18 protein-coding genes are annotated in these 23,046 nt (G+C 54.9%); 2 read left to right on the forward strand and 16 right to left on the reverse strand.

Annotation, left to right across the window (positions count from 1 at the left end; translation table 11 throughout):
- Window positions 1–47 precede the first annotated feature (47 nt).
- The 5 genes from glpX to BRO54_RS01245 all read right to left on the reverse strand — a co-directional run bounded on the left by glpX (window position 48) and on the right by BRO54_RS01245 (window position 4,631).
- Entirely contained in the window at window positions 48–1,010 is a 963-nt protein-coding gene (glpX, locus tag BRO54_RS01225; RefSeq protein ID WP_011232850.1) for a class II fructose-bisphosphatase, read from the reverse strand.
- Window positions 1,011–1,044: 34 nt separating this feature from the next.
- Complete coding sequence (locus tag BRO54_RS01230; protein WP_074042864.1) at window positions 1,045–2,331, reverse strand: UDP-N-acetylglucosamine 1-carboxyvinyltransferase; 1,287 nt, start codon at window positions 2,329–2,331, stop codon at window positions 1,045–1,047.
- A 132-nt stretch (window positions 2,332–2,463) separates the two neighbouring features.
- Complete coding sequence (gene fsa / locus BRO54_RS01235) at window positions 2,464–3,105, reverse strand: fructose-6-phosphate aldolase (protein ID WP_011232852.1); 642 nt, start codon at window positions 3,103–3,105, stop codon at window positions 2,464–2,466.
- A gap of 91 nt (window positions 3,106–3,196) precedes the next feature.
- A complete protein-coding gene (locus BRO54_RS01240; RefSeq protein WP_074042865.1) occupies window positions 3,197–4,060 on the reverse strand; it encodes a class II fructose-bisphosphate aldolase in 864 nt (287 codons plus the stop codon).
- Window positions 4,061–4,268: 208 nt separating this feature from the next.
- On the reverse strand, window positions 4,269–4,631 hold the full coding sequence (locus BRO54_RS01245; RefSeq protein WP_074042866.1) for a response regulator: 363 nt from the start codon (window positions 4,629–4,631) through the stop codon (window positions 4,269–4,271).
- 123 nt (window positions 4,632–4,754) lie between these two features.
- Here BRO54_RS01245 and BRO54_RS01250 point away from each other — a divergent pair, with 123 nt between their 5' ends.
- On the forward strand, window positions 4,755–5,276 hold the full coding sequence (locus BRO54_RS01250; protein ID WP_074042867.1) for a DUF2529 domain-containing protein: 522 nt from the start codon (window positions 4,755–4,757) through the stop codon (window positions 5,274–5,276).
- 150 nt (window positions 5,277–5,426) lie between these two features.
- Here BRO54_RS01250 and BRO54_RS01255 read toward each other — a convergent pair whose 3' ends face one another.
- The 9 genes from BRO54_RS01255 to BRO54_RS01305 all read right to left on the reverse strand — a co-directional run bounded on the left by BRO54_RS01255 (window position 5,427) and on the right by BRO54_RS01305 (window position 19,475).
- Window positions 5,427–7,022 carry a CTP synthase gene (locus tag BRO54_RS01255; protein WP_074042868.1) on the reverse strand — a complete coding sequence of 532 codons (1,596 nt, stop codon included), beginning with the start codon at window positions 7,020–7,022 and terminating at the stop codon, window positions 5,427–5,429.
- Window positions 7,023–7,182: 160 nt separating this feature from the next.
- The gene (rpoE, locus tag BRO54_RS01260) at window positions 7,183–7,737 is read right to left on the reverse strand and encodes a DNA-directed RNA polymerase subunit delta (protein ID WP_074042869.1); all 555 of its coding nucleotides are present in this window, start codon (window positions 7,735–7,737) and stop codon (window positions 7,183–7,185) included.
- Between the two features lie 382 nt (window positions 7,738–8,119).
- Window positions 8,120–11,380 (reverse strand): fused isobutyryl-CoA mutase/GTPase IcmF, encoded by a 3,261-nt coding sequence (gene icmF, locus BRO54_RS01270; protein WP_074042871.1) that lies wholly within the window; start codon window positions 11,378–11,380, stop codon window positions 8,120–8,122.
- A gap of 16 nt (window positions 11,381–11,396) precedes the next feature.
- On the reverse strand, window positions 11,397–12,029 hold the full coding sequence (locus BRO54_RS01275; RefSeq protein WP_013146628.1) for a TetR/AcrR family transcriptional regulator: 633 nt from the start codon (window positions 12,027–12,029) through the stop codon (window positions 11,397–11,399).
- A gap of 129 nt (window positions 12,030–12,158) precedes the next feature.
- On the reverse strand, window positions 12,159–13,301 hold the full coding sequence (locus BRO54_RS01280) for an acyl-CoA dehydrogenase (protein WP_074042951.1): 1,143 nt from the start codon (window positions 13,299–13,301) through the stop codon (window positions 12,159–12,161).
- Window positions 13,302–13,588: 287 nt separating this feature from the next.
- On the reverse strand, window positions 13,589–14,722 hold the full coding sequence (locus BRO54_RS01285) for an acyl-CoA dehydrogenase (protein ID WP_074042872.1): 1,134 nt from the start codon (window positions 14,720–14,722) through the stop codon (window positions 13,589–13,591).
- Window positions 14,723–14,956: 234 nt separating this feature from the next.
- The gene (locus BRO54_RS01290; RefSeq protein ID WP_074042873.1) at window positions 14,957–15,808 is read right to left on the reverse strand and encodes a 3-hydroxybutyryl-CoA dehydrogenase; all 852 of its coding nucleotides are present in this window, start codon (window positions 15,806–15,808) and stop codon (window positions 14,957–14,959) included.
- Between the two features lie 235 nt (window positions 15,809–16,043).
- Complete coding sequence (locus tag BRO54_RS01300; protein ID WP_074042874.1) at window positions 16,044–17,222, reverse strand: acetyl-CoA C-acetyltransferase; 1,179 nt, start codon at window positions 17,220–17,222, stop codon at window positions 16,044–16,046.
- 156 nt (window positions 17,223–17,378) lie between these two features.
- A complete protein-coding gene (locus tag BRO54_RS01305) occupies window positions 17,379–19,475 on the reverse strand; it encodes a heterodisulfide reductase-related iron-sulfur binding cluster (protein ID WP_074042875.1) in 2,097 nt (698 codons plus the stop codon).
- A 335-nt stretch (window positions 19,476–19,810) separates the two neighbouring features.
- Here BRO54_RS01305 and cls point away from each other — a divergent pair, with 335 nt between their 5' ends.
- A complete protein-coding gene (cls, locus tag BRO54_RS01310) occupies window positions 19,811–21,001 on the forward strand; it encodes a cardiolipin synthase (RefSeq protein ID WP_074042876.1) in 1,191 nt (396 codons plus the stop codon).
- Window positions 21,002–21,129: 128 nt separating this feature from the next.
- Here cls and BRO54_RS01315 read toward each other — a convergent pair whose 3' ends face one another.
- Together BRO54_RS01315 and argS are read right to left on the reverse strand one after the other, a co-directional pair.
- Window positions 21,130–21,297 carry a XapX domain-containing protein gene (locus BRO54_RS01315; RefSeq protein ID WP_074042877.1) on the reverse strand — a complete coding sequence of 56 codons (168 nt, stop codon included), beginning with the start codon at window positions 21,295–21,297 and terminating at the stop codon, window positions 21,130–21,132.
- A 74-nt stretch (window positions 21,298–21,371) separates the two neighbouring features.
- Window positions 21,372–23,045: an arginine--tRNA ligase gene (argS, locus tag BRO54_RS01320; protein ID WP_074042878.1), complete on the reverse strand. Its 1,674-nt coding sequence runs from the start codon at window positions 23,043–23,045 to the stop codon at window positions 21,372–21,374.
- Between the last annotated feature and the right edge of the window lies 1 nt (window position 23,046).

The raw sequence follows: 23,046 nt of genomic DNA on the forward strand, positions 1-23,046 counted from the left end.
TTTTCCGAGCCAGGCGCGGCTCCGGCGCCCGGCCGGATGGTAGGATATCATTTGATGACTAAGTTCGGTTTTTTCTTCAAACTGTGCCGCCCTTCGATGAAGCGGACCGTGCCGGACTTGGCCCGCATGACGACGGAGTGGGTGAGGCCGTACGCCCCTTTCAGCCGCACGCCGCGCAGCAGCTCGCCGTCGGTGACGCCGGTGGCGGCAAAAATCGCGTCGTCTCCTTTCACCAAATCGTCCATGCGCAGCACTTTGTTGACGTCAATGCCCATTTGTTTGCACCGCTCGACTTCATCGTCGTTTTGCGGCAGCAGCTTCCCTTGCAGTTCGCCGCCAAGGCATTTCAACGCGACCGCCGCGAGCACTCCTTCCGGCGCGCCGCCCGAGCCGAACAAAATGTCAACGCCGGTATGGTCGAACGCCGTGTTAATGGCGGCGGCGACATCGCCGTCATTGATGAGCTTAATGCGGGCGCCGGCTTCGCGCAGCTCATGAATGAGACGCTCATGGCGCGGACGGTTGAGGACAACCGCGACGACGTCTTCAATATCTTTGTTTTTCGCCTTCGCCACCGCCTTTAAATTGTCGATGATCGGCGCCTCAATGTCAATCATCCCGACCGCTTCCGGCCCGACGGCGATTTTCTCCATGTACATGTCCGGCGCATGAAGCAGATGGCCGTGGTCAGCGACCGCGACGACAGCCAGGGCGTTCCATCCCCCGGAAGCGACGATGTTCGTCCCTTCAAGCGGGTCGACAGCGACATCGACGCGCGGGCCATAGCCGTTGCCGAGCTTTTCCCCGATATACAGCATCGGCGCTTCGTCCATTTCCCCTTCGCCGATGACGACGGTGCCTTTCATCGGCACGGTGTCAAACACGTCGCGCATCGCCGACGTCGCGGCGTCATCGGCCTCATTCTTTTTCCCGCGCCCCATCCAGCGGGCGGCGGCAAGCGCCGCCGCTTCGGTGACGCGCACGAGTTCCATCGATAAGCTTCGTTCCATCGTCGTTCTCCCCTTCCCCTTTGTCGACTGGACGTTACGCGTTTTTCACTTGCTCGATTTCTTCATCGGTCATTTTTTCGCGCCAAATGGTGGCGCCGATGTCAGACAGTTTTTCGACGAGGTTGCTGTAGCCGCGGTCGATATGCTCGACGCCGGTGATCTCAGTCACTCCTTCGGCCATCAGCCCGGCAATGACAAGCGCCGCCCCGGCGCGCAAATCGCTTGCCTTCACTTTCGCCCCTTGCAGTTTGACGGGGCCGGTGACGATGGCTGAGCGGCCTTCGACTTTTACATTGGCGTTCATGCGCCGCAATTCATCGACATGCTTGAAGCGGGCGCTGTAAATCGTGTCGGTGACGACGCTTGTGCCGTTAGCTTTTGTCAGCAGCGCGGTAAACGGCTGCTGCAGATCAGTCGGGAAGCCCGGATAGACGAGCGTCTTGACGTCAACCGCTTTCAAAACGTCGGTGCCGCAGACGAGAATTTGATCTTCCCCCGTCTCCACGCGCACCCCCATTTCGCGCAATTTGGCCGTCAGCGATTCAACGTGCTGCGGGATGACGTTGTCGACGACGACTTCGCCATTGGTGGCCGCGGCGGCAATCATGTACGTCCCGGCTTCGATCCGATCCGGGATGATGGCATGGCGGCAGCCCGATAATTTTTCGACGCCGTCAATGCGGATCACATCGGTGCCGGCTCCTTTGATTTTCGCGCCCATATTCGAAAGCAATGTCGCTACATCGATGATTTCCGGCTCTTTCGCCGCATTTTCGATAATCGTCCGCCCTTTGGCGCGCACCGCCGCCAGCATGATGTTGATCGTTGCGCCGACGCTGACGACGTCCAAAAAAATGCGGGCTCCGCGCAGTTCTTCCGCGCGCAAATAAATCGCGCCCTGCTCGTTCGTTACGGTGGCGCCCAGCGCCTCAAACCCTTTGATATGCTGGTCAATCGGGCGCGGACCGAGATGACATCCGCCCGGCAAGCCGACGACCGCTTTTTTGAAGCGGCCAAGCATCGCCCCCATCAAATAGTAGGAGGCGCGCAGCTTTTTCACCTTCCCATTCGGAAGCGGCATGGACACCATATTCGTCGGGTCGATGACCGCCTCTTTGCCGTCAAACGAAAACGAGCCGCCGATTTCTTCGATCAAGCTTCCTAAAATGTGCACGTCGGAAATGTCCGGCAACCCCTCGATCGTCACCGGCGAATCGGCCAAAATCGCTGCAGGAATCAAAGCGACCGCGCTGTTTTTCGCACCGCTCACTTTGATCGTTCCCCGCAGTCGATCTCCGCCGATAATTTTCATTTTATCCATCGTCGTCTCCCTTCTTTGCTCGGAAGTTGGCTTCACCCCTGGGACGAAAAAGCAAAGCCGGGCGGGCTCATCACTTCCGGCCTGAACGCGGCAGAGCGAGCCCGCTTCACCCAAGAGGCAAACGGCTTACTTTCATTTTTGCCGATTCCAGTCGGCGAGAAACTTCTCAATTCCTTGATCGGTCAGCGGATGGTTGAACAATTGCATAAGCACCTTGTACGGAACCGTGGCAATATGCGCCCCGCGCAGCGCCGCTTCCGTCACGTGGTGCGGATGGCGGATCGAAGCGGCGATGATTTCCGTTTCAATGCCATGAATGTTGAAAATCTCAGCGATGGTGGAAATGAGCTCTAAACCGTTATGGCCGATGTCATCGAGGCGGCCGAGGAACGGAGAGACGTACGTCGCGCCGGCGCGTGCGGCCAAGAGCGCCTGGTTGGCGGTGAACACAAGCGTCACGTTCGTTTGAATCCCTTTTTCGCTGAACGCCTTGACTGCTTTTAAGCCTTCCGGCGTCATCGGCACTTTGATCGTAATGTTCGGAGCGATTTTCGCCAGCTCTTCGCCTTCAGCGATCATGCCGGCAGCGTCGGTCGAAATGACTTCGGCGCTCACCGAACCGGAAACGATCGATGTAATTTCGCGCAACCGATCATGGAACGATACGTTCTCCTTCGCCACAAGGCTCGGGTTGGTCGTCACTCCGGCCAAAATGCCGAGTTCATGGGCGTGTTTGATTTCTTCCAAGTTGGCAGTGTCGATGAAAAATTTCACGGTTGACCCTCCTTGTTATTCGTTGCACATGCAAAGACGGCCGTGCGGCGGCCAAACGCCGCCTGCTGAGCCGCTGCGTTGATCCCGCTCGTTATCGCACCGCTTTTCCAGACGAGCCGAACTCGCGCATTTTGCCAATGACCGTCGCTTTGATGGCGTCGCGGCCCGGGCCGATGATTTTGCGCGGGTCGTATACGTTCGGGTCTTTGGCAAGCAGCTCGCGGACGACTTTCGTAAACGCCATTTGATTTTCCGTATTGACATTGATTTTCGATGTGCCAAGGGAAATAGCGCGCTGAATTTGCTCGGTCGGAATGCCGGTGCCGCCGTGAAGCACAAGCGGAACGCCGGTTAAGTCGCGGATTTGTTCCATTTCGGCAAATCCGAGCTTCGGCTCTCCTTTGTATGGGCCGTGCACAGAACCGAGCGCCGGAGCGAGACAGTCGACGCCTGTCCGTTTGACCAGCTCTTCGCACTCTTTCGGGTCGGCGTAAATGATTCCTTCGCCGACGACGTCGTCTTCCTGCCCGCCGACGATGCCGAGCTCCGCTTCGACCGAAACGCCGCGCGCATGAGCATATTCAACGACTTGCGAGGTGATGCGGACGTTTTCTTCAAATGGATGGTGAGAGGCGTCAATCATAACCGAGGTGAACCCGGCGTCAATCGCCGCTTTGCATTTTTCAAAGCTCGATCCATGGTCGAGATGGATGGCGACCGGAACGGTGATGTTCATGTCTTCCATTAAGCCTTTGACCATGTTGACGACCGTTTTGAATCCGCTCATATAGCGAGCCGCCCCTTCGGAGACACCAAGAATGACCGGCGATTTTTCCTCTTCGGCCGCCGCTAAAATGGCTTGCGTCCACTCCAAGTTGTTAATGTTAAATTGACCGACCGCGTATTTGCCGCGCAGCGCCTCGTTGAGCATCTCTTTCATCGATACTAACGGCATGGTTACATCCTCCTTAGCTGATCGTCGTCTTTGTCGCCTTGGCGATGACTGGGCCCACAGGCGCAAAATCCATCTACGTTATAAGCATACCAACTTGCCGGCAAAACAGCAACATTTCCATCCTTTATTCTCCTAAAGACGACAGCGTCATCAATGTCCATCGATGCACTTTCTTTGCCAAAGGAAAGCCGCCCATCGATGGCGCCGTCTAGGCAGTAATGTATTTTTTGACGGCAGCGCGCAAATCGTCAATATCAAACGGCTTGGCAAAATGCATAAGCGCCCCGAGCTCTTTCGTTTCTTGAATCATATCAAGCTCCCCGTAGGCGGTCATGATGATCACCTTAATATCCGGATCGATGTCTTTTAACCGTTTTAAAATTTCAATGCCGTCCATGCCAGGAATTTTCATATCAAGAAGCACAAGATTGGGGTGATGTTTGCGGGCGATTTCGAGCGCCTGCATGCCGTTGGCTGCTTGATACGTTACATACCCTTCCCGCTGAAACACTTCATTGAGCAAAATGCGGATGCCATACTGGTCGTCGACAATCAAAATTTTGTTTCCCACCGTTATGCACCTCTATTCCCTGTTTTCTCCCTATTAATGTTTCGCATTTGGCAAACCCATTTCCTGCTTGCTTTTCTTGTTGTTTGCCGATTTTGTATAATAGCGGCGAAGGGAGGCCGAACCGTGAAAATTTTGACGACGCAAACGATCGGATTGTTGCAAAAAATCGCCGCGGACGAGGAGCTGGCGCTCGAAGACGGGGCGCGTCTGCTCGCTCAGGCCGCCATCGGCGATGGATGCATTTGGCTGTATGGCATAGGCGAACTCGATGCGGTCGTCACCGCCGCGCTTCTTGGCCCCGATCCGCTGCCAAAAGCCAAACGGCTTGAGCCGACAGCAACCGATGACTGGCAGGAGACGGACCGAGCGCTTTTGTTTGCCCGCTTTTCCAATGATCCTGAGGCCATTCGCCTTGTCGAACAGCTGCAGAAGCACGGCGTCGATGCAGTCGCCGTCGCGGCGCTCGTCAAGGATGAACCCGGACTGGCCGATATGGCCGCCGTCTTTATCGACAGCAAACTTTCCCGCCCGCTCGTGCCGACCGAAGACGGCCGCCGCATCGGCATGCCGACGATCATCACGGCTTCCTTTGTCTACTACGGGCTGCGTGTGTTGCTCGATGAAATTTTGGCGGAATATGAGTAACGGCCGCCATCCAAACGAGCCTCTCCCGCCGGCTGAAGGCAAAGAAGAAGAGAAGCCGTGCCTAGCCAAACGAGCATCGTGCTTGAAAAAAAGAAAGGGGGCTGAACCCAAAAGGCCGTTCGGCGGCTTTTTGGGACAGCCCCTTTTTCGTCACTGTTTCAGCGACGCTCTGACAAACTCGCGGAACAGCGGCTGCGGCCGCGTCGGGCGCGAGGTGAATTCCGGATGAAATTGCGCGGCGACGAACCACGGATGGTCCCTGAGTTCGATCACTTCAACCAACCGTCCGTCCGGGCTCGTGCCGGAAAAGACGAAGCCGTGCTCTTCCATGATCGGCCGGTATTGGTTGTTGAATTCGTACCGATGGCGATGGCGCTCGTAAATGACTTCATCGCCGTAGGCGGCGTAAGCAAGCGTTCCTTCCTGTAGCTTGCACGGATACAAGCCGAGGCGGAGCGTGCCGCCTAAATCTTCGACATCCTTTTGTTCCGGAAGCAAGTCGATGATCGGATGCGGCGTGTTCGGGTCAAACTCGGACGAATGGGCGCCTTTCAGGCCGACGACATGGCGAGCAAATTCAATCGAGGCGAGCTGCATTCCTAAGCAAATGCCCAAAAACGGCACGCGCTGTTCGCGGGCGTAGCGGATCGCCTCAATCTTCCCTTCGACGCCGCGGTCGCCGAACCCGCCCGGAACCAAAATGCCGTCCGCTTCTTTCAGCAACTCCGCTGCATTGTCGCGCGTCACGTGCTCCGCATTCACCCATTGAATGTCAATATCCGTATCAAACGCATAGCCGGCATGGCGAAGCGCTTCGACCACGGAAATGTAAGCGTCCGGAAGCTCGACGTATTTGCCAACCAAAGCGATTTTCGTCGTTTTCGATAAGTTGCGCACTTTCTCGACGAGCGCCTTCCATTCGGTCATATCCGCTTCGCGGCAGTTGAGGCGCAAATGTTCGCACACGATTTGGTCCAGCTTTTGTTCTTGAAGCATAAGCGGGACCGCATACAGCGTATCCGCATCGCGCGATTCAATGACCGCTCTCGGGTCAATGTCGCAAAAGAGGGCGATTTTTTCTTTCATTTCTTGCGGCATCGGCATTTCCGTGCGCACGACGATGACGTTCGGCTGAATGCCGAGGCTGCGCAATTCTTTCACGCTATGCTGCGTCGGCTTCGTTTTCATTTCCCCAGCAGCCTTGATGTACGGCACGAGCGTGCAATGGATGTACATGACGTTTTCGCGGCCGACATCGCTTTTGATTTGGCGGATGGCTTCTAAAAACGGAAGCGATTCAATATCGCCGACCGTGCCGCCGATTTCCGTAATGACGACATCGGCGTTCGTCTCTCTTCCGGCACGGAAGACGCGCTCTTTAATTTCGTTGGTAATGTGCGGGATGACTTGCACCGTGCCGCCCAAGTAATCGCCGCGCCGCTCTTTGCGGATGACGGCGGAATAAATTTTTCCTGTCGTCACGTTGCTGTATTTGTTCAAATTAATATCAATGAATCGTTCATAATGCCCCAAGTCCAAATCCGTTTCCGCCCCGTCGTCGGTGACGAACACCTCGCCGTGCTGGTACGGGCTCATCGTCCCTGGGTCGATGTTGATGTATGGGTCAAACTTTTGAATCGTCACGTTCAACCCGCGGTTTTTCAACAAACGCCCGAGCGAAGCCGCCGTAATCCCTTTTCCGAGCGAGGAAACAACGCCGCCTGTCACAAAAATGTATTTCGTCATTTTGTCTTCCCCCTTGCCGAAATTGCGGTAACAGTTTCAGTGTTTGCGAAAGGCGCAAATAAAAAACGCTCCGCTTACCGTACGTAAGGGAGCGATCCATTTGTTCGTTTTCAAGAGCCCAACACACATTGTACCGGGTTCCCCTGGCAAAGTCAAGCGGTTATTCGTCTTCCTCCGGCTCTTCGAGATCAAGTTCTTCATCGAGCGGTGCATCGTCCAGCTCAAACTCTTCATCGCCAAGGAGGTCGTCGTCAAACGCGACATCTTCGTCCAAATCGAATTCTTCATCTTCCAAGAGCTCGTCTTCATCAAGCTCGAGCTCTTCCTCATCATATTCATCCAAATCGTCGTAATCGAGATCTTCTTCGTCAAGCAACTCATCGTACTCGTCGTATTCATCATCAAGCGCTTTTTTCTTCTTCGGCTTGACGATCGTCACCGTTTCGTCTTCTGTCTGGTCGAACGGATACCATGCGCGCAATCCCCAGACGTTTTCTCCAACGCAAATAAACCGGCCGTCGATGTTTAAATCGGTGTAATATTGGGCCAGCCGCGCCTCCATCTCTTCTTCCGATATGCCAGCCAGCGCTGCTGCTTCACGGACGAGTTGATCAAACGGCAGCGCCTCCCGCTTGTCAAGCAAAATAAGGTTCGCCAGCTCGACGAACGACATTTCCTGCAATTCCTCTTGAGAGTATTGCTGCTGCAGGCTCAAGTTCAGCACTCCCCTTCTATATAATGAAACCAATGAATGCAAGTGTGGAATACATACCATTCATTATAAACAAATTGTCGGGGTTTATGCTACCCATTTGCCGAAAAAAGCAAAAGAGGGCAACCCTGCGGCGAGGGCAGCCCTCCTTCCGACATATCCGTTGTCAAAGTCACCTTTGGTCACGCCGCTCCACTTTTCCTTACGAAGCCAATTCGTCTTGATCTTTTGGCCCAATCCGCGTTCCGTTCGTTTCGCTTCCGGCGGGCCGGCACGCCAACGGCCGTTGCTGATCATTCTACCGATCCACCAAAGGACAACGGGCCGTTGTCCATTGTGATCGAGGCCGCCCATCTAAAGCCGCAAACAACGAAACGCCCTTGAATTACATATTCCGCCGGTATTGTCCGCCAACTTCGTACAAGGCGCGGGTGATTTGCCCGAGGCTGGCCGTTTTAACCGTTTCCATCAATTCTTCGAAAATGTTGCCGCCGCTTGTTGCCACTTGTTTTAACCGTTCAAGCGCCGGGCCGGCTTTGTCTTTGTTCCGCTCTTGGAATTCGCGCAAGTTGCGGATTTGCGTCTCTTTTTCTTCATACGTCGCCCGGGCGAGCTGGATGTTGTTCAGTTCCTCCTCTGACGGCGGGTTCGGGTTTAAGAATGTGTTGACGCCGATGATCGGCAGTTCGCCGCTATGTTTCTTCGTTTCATAGTAAAGAGATTCGTCTTGAATTTTGCCGCGCTGGTATTGCATCTCCATCGCCCCGAGCACGCCGCCGCGGTCGTTGAGCCGTTCAAACTCTTGCAACACCGCTTCTTCGACCAAGTCGGTCAACTCTTCAATAATGAACGACCCTTGGAGCGGGTTTTCGTTTTTGGTCAGGCCAAACTCTTTCGTGATAATGAGTTGGATCGCCATCGCCCGACGAACCGACTCTTCGGTCGGTGTCGTGATCGCTTCGTCATAGGCGTTCGTATGCAGCGAGTTGCAGTTGTCATAAATCGCCAGAAGCGCCTGCAACGTCGTGCGGATGTCGTTGAAGTCGATCTCCTGCGCGTGCAACGAACGGCCGGACGTTTGGATATGGTATTTCAGCTTTTGGCTTCGTTCATTAGCGCCGTATTTTTCGCGCATGACGATCGCCCAAATGCGGCGGGCGACGCGGCCGATGACCGAATACTCCGGATCGAGGCCGTTGCTGAAGAAAAACGACAAGTTCGGCGCAAAATCGTCAATGTGCATGCCGCGGCTCAAGTAATACTCGACATACGTAAAGCCGTTCGCAAGCGTAAACGCCAATTGCGTGATCGGGTTCGCCCCCGCCTCGGCGATATGGTAGCCGGAGATCGACACCGAGTAGTAGTTGCGGACGCGGTGCTTGATGAAATACTCTTGAATGTCGCCCATCATTTTTAAGGCGAAATCGGTCGAGAAAATGCACGTGTTTTGCCCTTGGTCTTCTTTCAAAATATCGGCTTGCACCGTGCCGCGCACCGTTTGCAGCGTCCATTCCTTCACTTGTTCGTACTCTTCCGGCGTGAGCGGGCGGCCAAGCTCGGCTTCCTTTTTCTCGACTTGCTGGTCGATCGCCGTATTCATAAACATCGCCAGCAAAATCGGAGCCGGTCCGTTGATCGTCATCGACACCGATGTGAGCGGGTCGCACAAGTCAAACCCTTTGTACAGCTTTTTCATATCATCAAGTGTACAGACGCTGACGCCGCTTTCTCCGATTTTGCCGAAAATGTCCGGACGATAGTCCGGGTCTTCGCCATAGAGCGTCACTGAGTCGAACGCGGTGCTGAGCCGCTTCGCCTTGTCTTCTTTGCACAAGTAATGGAAGCGGCGGTTCGTGCGCTCCGGCGTCCCTTCGCCGGCAAACTGCCGTTTCGGGTCTTCGCCTTGGCGCTTGAACGGGAAGACGCCAGCCGTATACGGGAACGAGCCAGGGACGTTTTCTTTATACACCCAGCGCAAAATCTCTCCGTAGTCTTTGAATTTCGGCAAGACGACTTTCGGAATGTCCAAACCGGACAACGTTTTCGTCGTCAGTTCGGTGACGATTTCTTTATCGCGCACTTTCGTGACAAATTGTTTTGCCGCATATTTTGCTTTTGTTTCTTCCCATGTCGCTAAAATGCGCTTCGATTCGGGCGTCAATTTCGCCTCATAATCCGCTTTGAGCGTCTCGAGCGCGCGGATGACGTCTTCAGCTTCGCCCCGTTCCTTTGCCGCTTCGATGGCCCCTTCGATTTGGAAGAGGCGGCGCGCAACCTCGACTTGCTGCTCGGCGCGGCGGTGGTACGAGCGGACCGTTTCCGCGATTTCGCGCAAATAGTAGCGGCGCTCGTTCGGAATGATGACATTATGCTTTTCGACATTGGCGACCGTTTTTAAACTCGTCTTCCAGTTCGTGCCCGTTTTTTTGTTGATCGTATCAACGAGCGCGACAAAGAGCGTATTCGTGCCCGGATCGTTAAACTGGCTGGCGATCGTACCGTACACCGGCATTTCCGAAACATCGCGGTCAAACAGCTGATGGCTGCGCTGATATTGTTTTTGCACTTGCCGTTTTGCGTCTTCTGACCCTTTGCGCTCGAATTTATTAATGACAATCAAATCCGCGTAATCGATCATGTCGATTTTCTCAAGCTGCGTCGGCGCCCCGAACTCGCTTGTCATGACGTACATCGACACGTCGCACACTTCGGTAATGGCGGCGTCGCCTTGGCCGATCCCGCTCGTTTCAATGATGACAAGATCAAATCCGGCCGCTTTGACAACCGAAATGGCATCGCGGATCGCCGGCGACAGTTCCGTGCGGGAATGGCGCGTCGCCAAGCTTCTCATGTACACGCGCGGCGAGTTGATCGAGTTCATCCGGATGCGGTCGCCCAACAACGCCCCGCCCGTTTTTTGCTTCGTCGGGTCGACTGACAAGATCGCGATTTTGATATCAGGAATTTCGTTTAAAAAGCGGCGGACGAGCTCATCGGTGAGCGAGCTTTTCCCCGCTCCGCCTGTGCCGGTGATGCCGAGCACCGGCACGCGCTTCTCGAGCGCCTTCACTTGTTCAATGGCGGCTTCCGCCGCCGCGGCCGCCTCTTTGTTTTCCCCCTCGGCGCGATATTCGCACAGCGTAATCAGTCGGGCGATCGCCTGCACATCACCGGACGCGAGCCGTTCGATTTCATCGGTCACCGCCGTCACGGTCGGAAAATCGCACTCTTCAAGCATGACGTTGATCATCCCTTGCAAGCCGAGGCGGCGGCCGTCTTCCGGCGAGAAAATGCGGGCGATGCCATATTCGTGCAGCTCTTTGATTTCACGCGGAATGATGACGCCGCCCCCGCCGCCGTAAATGCGGATGTGGGACGCCCCCCGCTCTTGGAGAAGATCGTACATATATTTAAAAAATTCCATATGCCCGCCTTGATACGAGGAGACGGCAATGCCTTGGACATCTTCCTGAATGGCGGCATTGACGATTTCCTCCACCGAGCGGTTATGGCCTAAATGGATGACCTCGGCGCCGCTCGCCTGCAAAATGCGGCGCATAATGTTGATCGAGGCGTCATGGCCGTCAAACAAGCTCGATGCGGTCACAAAGCGGACGTGATGCTTCGGACGGTAAATGTGCGCCATTGTGTCTCTCCCCCTTTTACACTCGCTGTTTCTCCATAATCCCCTTTAATAAAAACTCGGTTTGCAGTTCGATATATTCATCGAGTGTATACATTTTCCGCAGCACCCAACGGCGGAACGCCCACATTTGCCCAAGAACGACGATGTTGTGGGCGAACAGGCGGATTTCGCTTTCAGAAAGCTGCAGCGCCCCGTTCTCAACGCATGCGCGCAAAATATGTTCGAAAATCGCCGCCATATCGAGTTCTTTATTCAACACATACGGCAGCGATTCTTTGCTTAGCGCTTTCACTTCTTGGTACATGACGAGCACTTCATCATCGAGTTCATCAACAACGCGGAAATAGTGGGCAATGGCGCGCCTCAGCCCTTCGATCGTGCCATGGTGGGCACCGAGGTCTTGTTCCGTCCGCTCCCGCACTTCGTCGTAAATGCGGTCGCACACGAGATAGAGGACGTCTTCTTTCTTGCGGATGTACTCGTACAACGTGCCGATGCTAAAGCCGGACGCTTTGGCGATCTCCCTTGTCGTCGTTTGGTGGAAACCTTTTTGTTTAAACAACGAAATCGCGCCTTTGATCATCTCATTGCGCCGTTTTTTCACGAGCTTTTCGTCTTTGACCGATGCAATCACTTCCCGTTTTTTCATGTTCGTTGTCTCTCCCCCATTCCCATTTGACGGCGGGGCGCCGCCCCGCCCCATGCCTATCCGTGCGCCCTTCCCCAAAGCGCCAAGCCACCGTTCAGCTCCAAAACCATTGAAATGACGCACAATGTTTCAATCGCGCGCTAACATGCGCGAAATGACAAGGCGCTGAATTTCTTGCGTTCCTTCGTAAATTTGCGTAATTTTCGCGTCGCGCATGAACCGCTCGACCGGGTAGTCTTTCGTGTAGCCGTTGCCGCCGAAAATTTGCACCGCTTCGACCGTCACTTTCATCGCCGTGTCGCCGGCAAACAGCTTCGCCATGGCGGATGCTTTGCCGTACGGCAAGCCGTTCGACTCAAGCCATGCCGCTTGATAGGTCAAGAGCCGCGCCGCTTCAATGGCTGTCGCCATGTCGGCGAGTTTAAAGGCAATCCCTTGCTGTTCGATGATCGGTTTACCGAACTGGATGCGCTGTTTCGCATAGTCCACCGCCGCATCCAGCGCGCCTTGGGCAATGCCGACCGCTTGGGCGGCGATGCCGTTGCGTCCGCCATCGAGCGTCATCATGGCGATTTTAAACCCTTCTCCTTCTTGACCGAGCAAGTTTTCTTTCGGAATGCGGCAGTCTTCAAAAATGAGCTCCGTCGTCGGCGACGAACGAATGCCGAGTTTCTTTTCTTTTTTGCCGAACGAAAAGCCCGGCGTTCCTTTTTCCACGATAAAGGCGCTGATCCCTTTATGCCGCTTTTCCGGGTCGGTGACGGCAAACACGACGTAAATTTCCGCTTCGCCGCCGTTGGTGATCCATACTTTTGAACCGTTTAAAATGTAATGATCCCCGTCTTTTACCGCACGCGTTTTCATCGAGGCGACATCCGACCCCGCCCCCGGCTCGGACAGAGCGTATGCCCCAAGTTTTTCCCCAGTCGCTAAGGCGCGCAAATACTTCTGCTTTTGTTCTTCGTTGCCGAACTTGTAAATCGGCCAGCTGGCGAGCGATATATGCGCGGAGAGCGTCACCCCGGTCGAGGCGCAGACGCGCGACAGCTCCTCAACGGCGATGACATAGGCCAAATAATCGCTGCCAATGCCGCCGTATTCTTCCGGCCACGGAATGCCTGTTAAACCGAGTTCAGCCATTTTGTTGAAAATGCCGCGGTCAAACCGCTCTTCTTCGTCGCGCTCAGCGGCAGTCGGCGCTACCTCATTTTCGGCAAATTCGCGCACCATTTTCCGCAGCATTTCATGCTCTTCGCTCAATCGAAAGTTCATCGTTTCATTCCCCCGTTTTTTCAATATCTAAAATCCTCGTCCCCCGTATTAGCGTGATCACTATTTCGCTATATCCACACAAGGGGAAAGTTTCACATATCGCTGTTCCAAAAGCAGGACATTGATTTGTCTACTGTCGAAAGCAAGCCTCCAGCTTGCCACGCCTTGGCGTAGCAGCACGGACAAGCAACTGCATCCTCGACTAATGCATGGGGCTGGAAGCGATGTTGTTCGGCCACCTGACTGTTGATGAATGTCGGTCGGCTTCTCCATTCCATACGTATGAATCATAAATGTTTGCTGATGACGATGCGCTGAATCTCGCTCGTTCCTTCGTAAATTTGCGTAATTTTCGCATCGCGGAACAGCCGCTCGACCGGGTAGTCTTTCGTGTAGCCGTTGCCGCCGAAAATTTGCACCGCCTCGATGGCATTGTCCATCGCTGTTTGTGAAGCAAAGAGCTTCGCCATCGACGCCTCTTTGCCGCACGGCAACCCTTGCGCGCGCAGCCAAGCGGCGCGGTAGACGAGCCATTTCGCCGCTTCCGCCGCCGTCGCCATGTCGGCAAGCTTGAAAGCGACGCCTTGCTGCTCGATGATCGGTTTGCCAAACTGCACCCGCTCTTTCGCGTAGGCGACTGCATGTTCGACCGCCGCCTCCGCGATGCCAAGCGCTTGGGCAGCGATGCCGATCCGGCCCACGTCAAGGTTCGCCATCGCGATTTTAAATCCTTCCCCTTCTTGACCGAGCAAGTTTTCCGCCGGCACTTCGGCGTCTTCAAACGTAATGGTCACCGTCCGCGACCCGTGCAACCCCATCTTCTTCTCATCTTTGCCGATCGACATCCCCGGCGTCCCTTTTTCGACGATAAACGCAGAAATGCCACGGCTTCCGATTTCTTCCGGGTTCGTGCGGGCGAAGACGATGTACGTATCCGCCTCCCCGCCGTTGGTGATGAATATTTTTGAGCCGTTTAGCACATAACGATCACCACGGCGCACCGCTTTCGTCTTCAAGCTTTTCGCGTCCGAGCCTGCGCTCGGTTCGGTAAGGCAAAACGCCCCCAAGTACTCACCTCGGGCGAGCTTTGTCACGTATTTTTGTTTCTGCTCTTCAGTGCCGAAATACAAGATCGGATTCGTGCCGACCGACGTGTGCACTGATAAGATGACACCGACGGTCGGGCTCACTTTGGAAATTTCATGAATGGCGATGATGTACGAAACAAAGTCCATACCCGCGCCGCCATATTGCTCCGGGACAGTGATGCCCATTAGGCCGAGTTCGGCCATTTTCGCTAAAATCGGGCGCGGAAACTCCCCTTGTTCCATGCGCTCGACAAATGGGGCGATTTCGGCCGCGGCGAACTCGCGCACCATTTGCCGCATCATTTTCTGCTCTTCGGTGAAGCGAAATTCCATGAAATGGCCTCCTTCCGATGTCGCTGACACAAATGGTGTTTTCAGACGCTCCTCCGCTCCATGGGGCAGCCAGCAGGCAGCTGAACGATTCTATAGATTCGCCTTATAGGCCGTAAAACAGCGTTCCGTCATGCACCTAACGTACGGCGTTACGGGCGGCAGACAGCATAGCAGGCGCCGCCCCGCGCACATTGCAGCACGCTTCGGCGTTGTCCTGGAGCGACGCCAAGCGGTTTATTCATACGTGTAAAATCCGCGACCCGTCTTGCGGCCGAGCCAGCCGGCTTTCACATATTTACGCAAGAGCGGGCATGGGCGGTATTTGTCATCGCCGAACCCCTCATGAAGCGTTTCCATAATGTATAAACACGTATCGAGCCCGATAAAATCGGCGAGCGTCAGCGGTCCCATCGGATGGTTCATGCCGAGCTTCATCACTTCATCGATCGCTTCTTTGGTCGCCACCCCTTCGTATAAGGCGTAAATCGCTTCGTTGATCATCGGCATGAGGACGCGGTTCGAAATAAAGCCCGGAAAGTCGTTCACTTCGACCGGCACTTTGCCGAGCTTGCGGGCAACGGCTTCGATCGTTTCATACACGTCATCAGCCGTCGCCAAGCCGCGGATAATTTCGACAAGCTTCATCACCGGCACCGGGTTCATAAAGTGCATGCCGATCACTTTCTCTGGCCGTTTCGTCGCGGCGGCAATTTCCGTAATCGGCAGCGACGATGTGTTCGACGCTAAAATCGTCTCCGGGCGGGCGAGCGCATCGAGCTCGGCGAACAGCTTCGTTTTCACGTCCATGTTTTCGACGACCGCTTCAATGACAAGATCCGCTTCGGCAGCGGCATGCAAATCGGTTGAACGGGCAAGCCGCGCGAGTGCTTCGTCTTTGTCCGCCGCTGTCATTTTCCCTTTTTCCACTTGGCGGGCAAGCCCTTTTTCGATGTTGGCGATTCCTTTGTCCAACTGCGCCTCGCTAATGTCGTACAAGAACACTTGATAGCCGGCGACGGCGCACACTTGAGCGATTCCTGACCCCATCTGTCCGGCGCCGACGACCATAATTGTTTTCACATCCATCTTCTGTTCCCCCTATCGTCCGCTTTGCGTTTCCTTCTCCGCGCTCAAACCCATATGCCTCACTGCCACCAGCAGCCAACGGCAGCCGGTCTTTGCACCGTCATCGCAGCAAACCCTGCCCTGGTGTCAACCGTTGATGCCGTGGCTGTTGCGGCAGGGACAGAGAGGACGAGCAACTTGCCACGCGCTGCGACAAAGACAGCGGCGGCATGCCGCATGCCCGCCGCCCCGCTCGTTATACCTCGACCAAGATGGCATCGCCTTGGCCGCCGCCGCTGCAGATGGCGGCGATGCCGAGGCCGCCGCCGCGGCGTTTCAGCTCATAAATGAGCGTGAGGATGATGCGTGCGCCGCTCGCGCCGATCGGGTGGCCGAGGGCGACGGCGCCGCCGTTGACGTTCACTTTTTCCGGGTCAAGGCCGGCGATTTGGATAGCGGCAAGAGCAACGGCGGCAAACGCTTCGTTTACTTCGAACAAGGCAATGTCGTCGACCGTTTTTCCCGTTTTGCGGAGCAGCTCGTTGATGACAAGTCCCGGCGTTTTTGGGAAATCTTTCGCCTCAACGGCGATGGCGGTGTGGGCGACAACAGTCGCGAGCGGCTCAAGCCCCTCGCGGGCGGCGCGCTCCTCGCTCATCAAGACGAGCGCCGCGGCGCCGTCGTTGACGCCCGGGGCGTTGCCGGCAGTGATCGTTCCTTCCGGGTCAAACACCGGCGGCAGTTTCGCCAACGCTTCAAGCGACGTGTCTTTGCGCGGCGCCTCGTCGTGTTCGACGACAAGCGGCTCTCCTTTGCGCTGCGGAATCGTCACCGGAACGATCTCTTCCGCGAGCCGACCGGCTTCGATGGCGGCAATGGCTCGCATATGGCTGCGGTACGCCCACTCATCCTGCGCCTCGCGTGTAATGCCAAGTTCACGGGCCGTATTCCCGCCATAAACGCCCATATGGACGCCGGTAAAACTGCATGTCAAGCCATCATACACCATTAAATCCTTCACCGTGCTGTCGCCCATTCGCAACCCCCAGCGCGCTTTCGGCAGCACGTACGGGGCGTTGCTCATCGATTCCATCCCGCCAGCAACGACGACATCGGCCTCTCCTAACCGAATCAATTGGTCGGCTAGCGTCACGGCGCGCATGCCGGACGCGCATACTTTATTGACCGTCTCGGTGCGGACGTGCCACGGAATGCCGGCATGGCGCATCGCCTGCCGTGACGGGAGCTGTCCTTGTCCGCCTTGCAGGACGGTGCCGAAAATGACGTGATCCACTTGCTCGGCACTGACATTGGCGCGAACAAGCGCTTCTTTCGCGGCAATGCCGCCGAGCTCCGGCGCTGACAGCGCTTGCAAAGCGCCGCCGAATTTTCCAAACGGGGTGCGCGCCCCGCTGACAATCACGGTTTTCCCCATCGTTCCTCTCCCCCTTTTTTCAATAAGAAAGCGATTACAAAACACAGACTGAACGCTCGCTCGGTCGTGGTGCGAAAGAGAAGGTGTACGATCATACACCTTCTCTTTCATTATACTTATTATTTTAAAAAATAGAAATTGTCTTCGCAACTATTTTTACGACGCCGCTTCTTCTTTTTCTTCACCAAATACTGATTTTGCCAAAATCTCGGCGACATCGTACGTAAAGACGCGGTCTTCCACTTCTTTTGCCTTCGTGCCGTCTGACAACATCGTCAAACAGTACGGACAGCCGGAGCTGATGACCGTCGGATTGACGGCGAGCGCCTGCTCGGTGCGGGCGACGTTGATCCGGTTGCCGGTCGTCTCCTCCATCCACATGAGGCCGCCGCCGGCGCCGCAGCACATGGCGCGCTCACGGTTGCGCTCCATTTCGACAAGCTCGACGCCCGGGATGGCGCGCAAAATTTTCCTTGGCGCGTCATAGACGTCATTGTAGCGCCCTAAATAGCACGAGTCATGGAACGTAATGCGCTCATTGACCGGATGTTTCGGCACGAGCCGCCCTTCTTCGATGAGCTTGGCAAGCAGCTCAGTATGATGATACACTTCGGCCTCGAACCCGAAATCCGGGTATTCATTTTTGAACGTATTGTAAGCGTGCGGGTCGATCGTAACGATTTTCTTGACGCCCGCTTTTTCAAATTCCGCGATGTTGTTCGTCGCTAATTCTTGGAACAAAAACTCATTTCCTAACCGGCGCGGCGTATCGCCTGAGTTTTTCTCTTTGTTCCCTAAAATCGCAAACTTGACGCCTGCTTCGTTCAGCAGCTTGGCAAAAGCAAGGGCGATTTTTTGGCTCCGGCTGTCATACGACCCCATCGAGCCGACCCAGAACAAGTACTCGATTTCTTCGCCAGCTTTTGTCGCTTCTTTCACCGTCGGGACATGCACATCATCGCGCAGCTCGCGCCAGTTTTCCCGCTCTTTTCGGTTCAAGCCCCACGGATTGCCTTGGCGTTCGATGTTCGTCATCGCCCGCTGCGCGTCCGGGTTCATCCGTCCTTCCGTCAGGACAAGATAGCGGCGCAAGTCGATGATTTTATCGACATGCTCATTCATGACCGGGCATTGGTCCTCACAGTTGCGGCACGTCGTACAGGCCCAAATCTCTTCTTCGGTGATGACATCGCCGATTAAGCTTGGCATTTCGATCGTGGCCGCCTGCTCCGACGCCGCAGCAAACGCGAGCTGATTGCCTCTTGTATTTTTGAAAGCGAACGCCGGCACCCACGGCGTGCGTGACGTGACGACCGCCCCTTTTTCCGTCAAATGGTCGCGCAATTTTAAAATCAAATCCATCGGCGACAACATTTTCCCCGTTCCGGTCGCCGGACACATGCTTGTGCAGCGGCCGCACTCGACACAGGCATACAAGTCGATCAACTGTTTTTGCGTAAAATCTTCAATTTTGCCGACACCAAACGATTCTTGGCTTTCGTCTTCAAAATTGATCGGCGCAAGCTTCGGCCGCGTCAGCCGGCTGAAAAAGACGTTGATCGGCGCGGCGATCAGGTGGGCGTGCTTTGATTGCGGCACGTACACGAGGAACGTGAGCAAAATCAACAGATGCACCCACCAGGCGATAAAGAAGAGCACCGCAGCCCCCGTTTCGCCGACCCAGGAAAACGCGGCAGCGATGAGCGAGGCGACCGGCTCGCTCCATGTCGCTTCTTCGCCGTGCCAAATGATGCTCATCCCGTTGCCGAACAACACCGACAGCATGAGCCCGGCGATAAAGATGAGGACAAGCCCGGCTTTGAAGTCGCGCTTTAAACGGACGAGCTTTTCAATGTAACGGCGGTAAAAGGCGGCGAGCACCGCGATCAAAATAAGCAAGGTGACGATTTCTTGGAAAAACGTAAATCCCGCATACAGCGGCCCAAGCGGCAAATGCGCCCCCGGCGCAAGCCCTTTGATGATGAAATCAATCGCGCCAAATTGGACGAGAATAAAGCCATAGAAAAAGACGACGTGGATCAGTCCGCTTTTTTTGTCCTTGAGCAGCTTTTTCTGGCCGAACACGTTGACCCAGATGTTTCGCAGCCGCTCTTTTACTTTGTGGTCAAACTCGACTTTTTTGCCGAGTTTGATGTACATCGCCCGCGTTTTTACGACATACGCAAACAAGTAGATTGCGTAAGCGGTTACAAGCAAAAACGCGAGCCAGTTCACCACCAACAAGGCATTCATCTTCTCTCCCCTTCCCCCGCTTTTCGAGCGAATGTGTTGCCATAACAAAAGAAATTTTCAGAATTCGCTTTATGTCTATTGTACAAATGAATGAGCATTCAGTCAATAGCCTTTTTTCATTCCAGCCACGAAAACTTTCCCTTTGCAACGGAGCGGTCGCGGGGGAATCATCGATTGGTTCAGCCCTCTATAGACTCCCATGACGAAAAAAATTCATCAATATGGAAATTTTATTCATTTGGAGTTTGGGTATGTTCACGGTAGATGCAATTTGAAACGTTTTGCGCGTTCTCGGGCACATTAATAAATACCGAATCGACATAGGAGGAGAAGATATGGTCGTCATTTCCGTCATTGCCATCGTATTGCTGCTTGTTTATCTTGATGACAAGCTTGGACAGCTCATCTTCCGCAATGGGCGCAAAAAAGTCGTCTACCCGGAGCGGAGAAGCGATATTTCCCTCTATATCAACGGCAGGCATTTATTTTCTGATTACTTCGCCGAACTAGGCCGCGCCCGCGATCATATTCACGTCTTGTTTTACATTATAAAACATGACGAAACGAGCGCGCCATTTTTCCAAATTTTAAAGGAAAAAGCGGCTGCCGGCGTGAAAGTGCGAGTGTTGACCGATTGGGTCGGCAGCTTTGGACTGCCGAAAGCGCTCATCCATTCGCTCGAGGAAAGCGGGGTGGAGTTCGCCTATGCCCGAAAGCCGCGCTTTCCGTTTTTCATTTACCGCCTCAACCGCCGCAACCATCGGAAAATTACGGTCATCGACGGGCGGGTCGGCTACATCGGCGGCTTTAACATCGGCCGCGAATACAACGGAAAAGACGCCAACTTCGGCGAATGGCGCGATTACCACTTAAAAGTGAACGGCGAAGGGGTTCACGACTTGCAAGAACAGTTTTTGCACGACTGGGAAGAAGCAACGGGCCGGACGGTGCCTGACAAATATCGCTACTTCCCGCCGCTTTCGGCCGGAGCCATTCGCCATCAGCTCGTCGCCACCGACGGCGCTGCCCTTGAAGAACAGTTTATCGAGGTCATCCGCCAGGCGAAAAAAGAAATTATGATCGGCAGCCCATACTTCATCCCAAGCCGACCGCTGTTTAACGAGCTGATGCAAGCGCTTCGGCGCGGGGTGCGCGTGACCGTCCTTGTGCCGCTGAAAGCGGACCATTTATTTGTCAAAGAGGCCGCCTATCCGTACTTTTATCGGCTCCTTAAAGCCGGCGCGCGCATTTACCGCTTTTACCAAGGATTTTACCATGCAAAAACGCTCGTCATCGATGAGGAGTGGTGCGACGTCGGCACAGCGAATTTCGATCGGCGCAGCTTGTTTTTGAACGGTGAAATCAACTGCTATGTGTTTGACCGCGCGTTTACCCGCCTCGTCAAACGGGCGATCGAGCGCGATTTGTTGCGCGCCGAGCCGCTGACGGTCGACTTTTGGCAAAAACGTTCGCTTCTTGACCGCGGCAAACAGTCGATTTCCCAGCTCATCTCCGCCTGGCTTTGACCGATCCGAAGTTCCATTTCTCTCCCAAACAACAGAGGAAGCAAAAAACCCGGCCGGCGCTTCCGGCGGCTTGATGCTGCCAAAACTGCGCCAGCCGGGATTCTGTTCCCCGCTTGATCATGCAGTGCTTACTTCCAAAGCATCATGAACCATTGAAACAGCCGCATGCCGAGATACACCCCGACGATGCCGGCGATGCCGGCCAACGCCGGGGGGGCGGGAATCGGCAACCGAAGCAAGGTGAACAAAAAGCCGACAACGATGCCGGTGATGAGCGATAGTACAACTTCTTTCATTTGTTGATCCTCCACCACTGTTTTTCTTTCGAATGCCCAAACAAAAGAGGGAGCAGTCGCTCCCCCTCGTTCGTTTACATTTGTTCCGGCGCTGAAACACCAATGAGCGCTAACGCATTTTGCAGCGTAATTTGCACCGCCTTGACAAGCGCGAGGCGGGCTTTTGTTTTTTCGATGTTGTCCAGATCAAGCACTTTTTCTGCGTTATAAAAGCTATGGAGCGCGGAAGCCAAATCGAATGCATAGGCGGTGACGCGATGCGGCATCCGCTTGAGCGCCGCCTCGGCGACGACATCGGGGAAATCGCCGAGCACTTTGAGCAGCTCGATTTCCTTTTCCGTTTCCACAAGATGGTGAAGCGCTAAGTCGCCGTCATAAGAAATGTGTTGTTCCTCCGCTTGGCGAAGAATGCTCGAAACGCGGGCGTGCGCGTATTGGACGTAGTAAACCGGGTTTTCATTCGACTGCGACACGGCCAAGTCCATGTCAAAATCCAAATGCGTATCGCCCGAGCGCATCGCAAAGAAATAGCGGACGGCATCGACGCCGACTTCTTCCATGAGCTCGCGCATCGTCACCGCCTTGCCGGTGCGCTTGCTCATTTTGACGCGCTCACCGTTTTGGTATAGGTTCACCATTTGAATGATTTCCACTTCGAGCGCCTCCGGATCGTAACCGAGCGCAGCGATCGCCGCCTTCATGCGCGGAATGTAGCCGTGGTGGTCCGCTCCCCAAATGTTGATGAGCTTTTTGAACCCGCGCCGCAGCTTGTCTTGATGGTAGGCGATGTCCGGAAGCAAGTACGTATATGTGCCGTCCTGCTTAATTAAGACGCGGTCTTTGTCGTCCCCAAACGCCGTCGAACGGAACCATGTCGCCCCGTCCTGCTCGTAAATGTAGCCGCGCTCGCGCAAAGTGGAAAGCGCTTCATCGATTTTTCCGCTTTCATACAACGATGTTTCCGAATACCAGACGTCAAACGGCACGCGGAAGTCGGCCAAATCTTTTTTGATTTTTTCAAGCTCATAGCGGAGCCCATAGTCGCGGAAAAAGGCAAGCCTCTCCTCTTCCTCCATTTCGACAAACCGGTCGCCGTACTCTTCGGCAAGCTTTTTGCCGATTTCGACGATATCGTCGCCGTAATAGCCGTCCTCCGGAAGCGGCATATCGGTGCCGAGCGCTTGGAAATAACGGGCTTCGACTGATTTCGCCAAATTGTAAATTTGCTTGCCGGCGTCATTGATGTAATATTCACGCGTCACGTCAAACCCGGCTTTCGCCAAAATGTTGCAAAGCGAATCGCCGACCGCCGCGCCGCGGGCATGGCCTAAATGCAGGTCTCCGGTCGGATTGGCCGAGACGAACTCGACTTGCACTTTTTCCCCATTGCCGACGTTCGATTCGCCATACGCTTGTCCCGCCTGCAAAATCGCCGGCACGACCGCCGTCAAATAGCGGTTGTCCATATAAAAGTTGATAAAGCCCGGCCCGGCGATCTCGATGCGCTCGACCGATATGCGCTCGCGGTCAAGCTGCCCGACAATGGCTTCGGCGATCGCCCGCGGCGGTTTTTTCGCGATGCGGGCGAGCTGCATGGCGATGTTCGTCGAGTAGTCGCCATGCGCCTTGTCGCGCGGCACCTCAAGCAGCACTTCCGGCAGTTCGTCGGCTGAAGCCAGTCCTGCTCTCACCGCCGCCTGGCGGATTTCTTCTTTCATCTTTTCTTTTATTTGTCCGACAATGTTCACC

This window comes from Geobacillus proteiniphilus (genome assembly GCF_001908025.1).
Classification (GTDB): domain Bacteria; phylum Bacillota; class Bacilli; order Bacillales; family Anoxybacillaceae; genus Geobacillus; species Geobacillus proteiniphilus.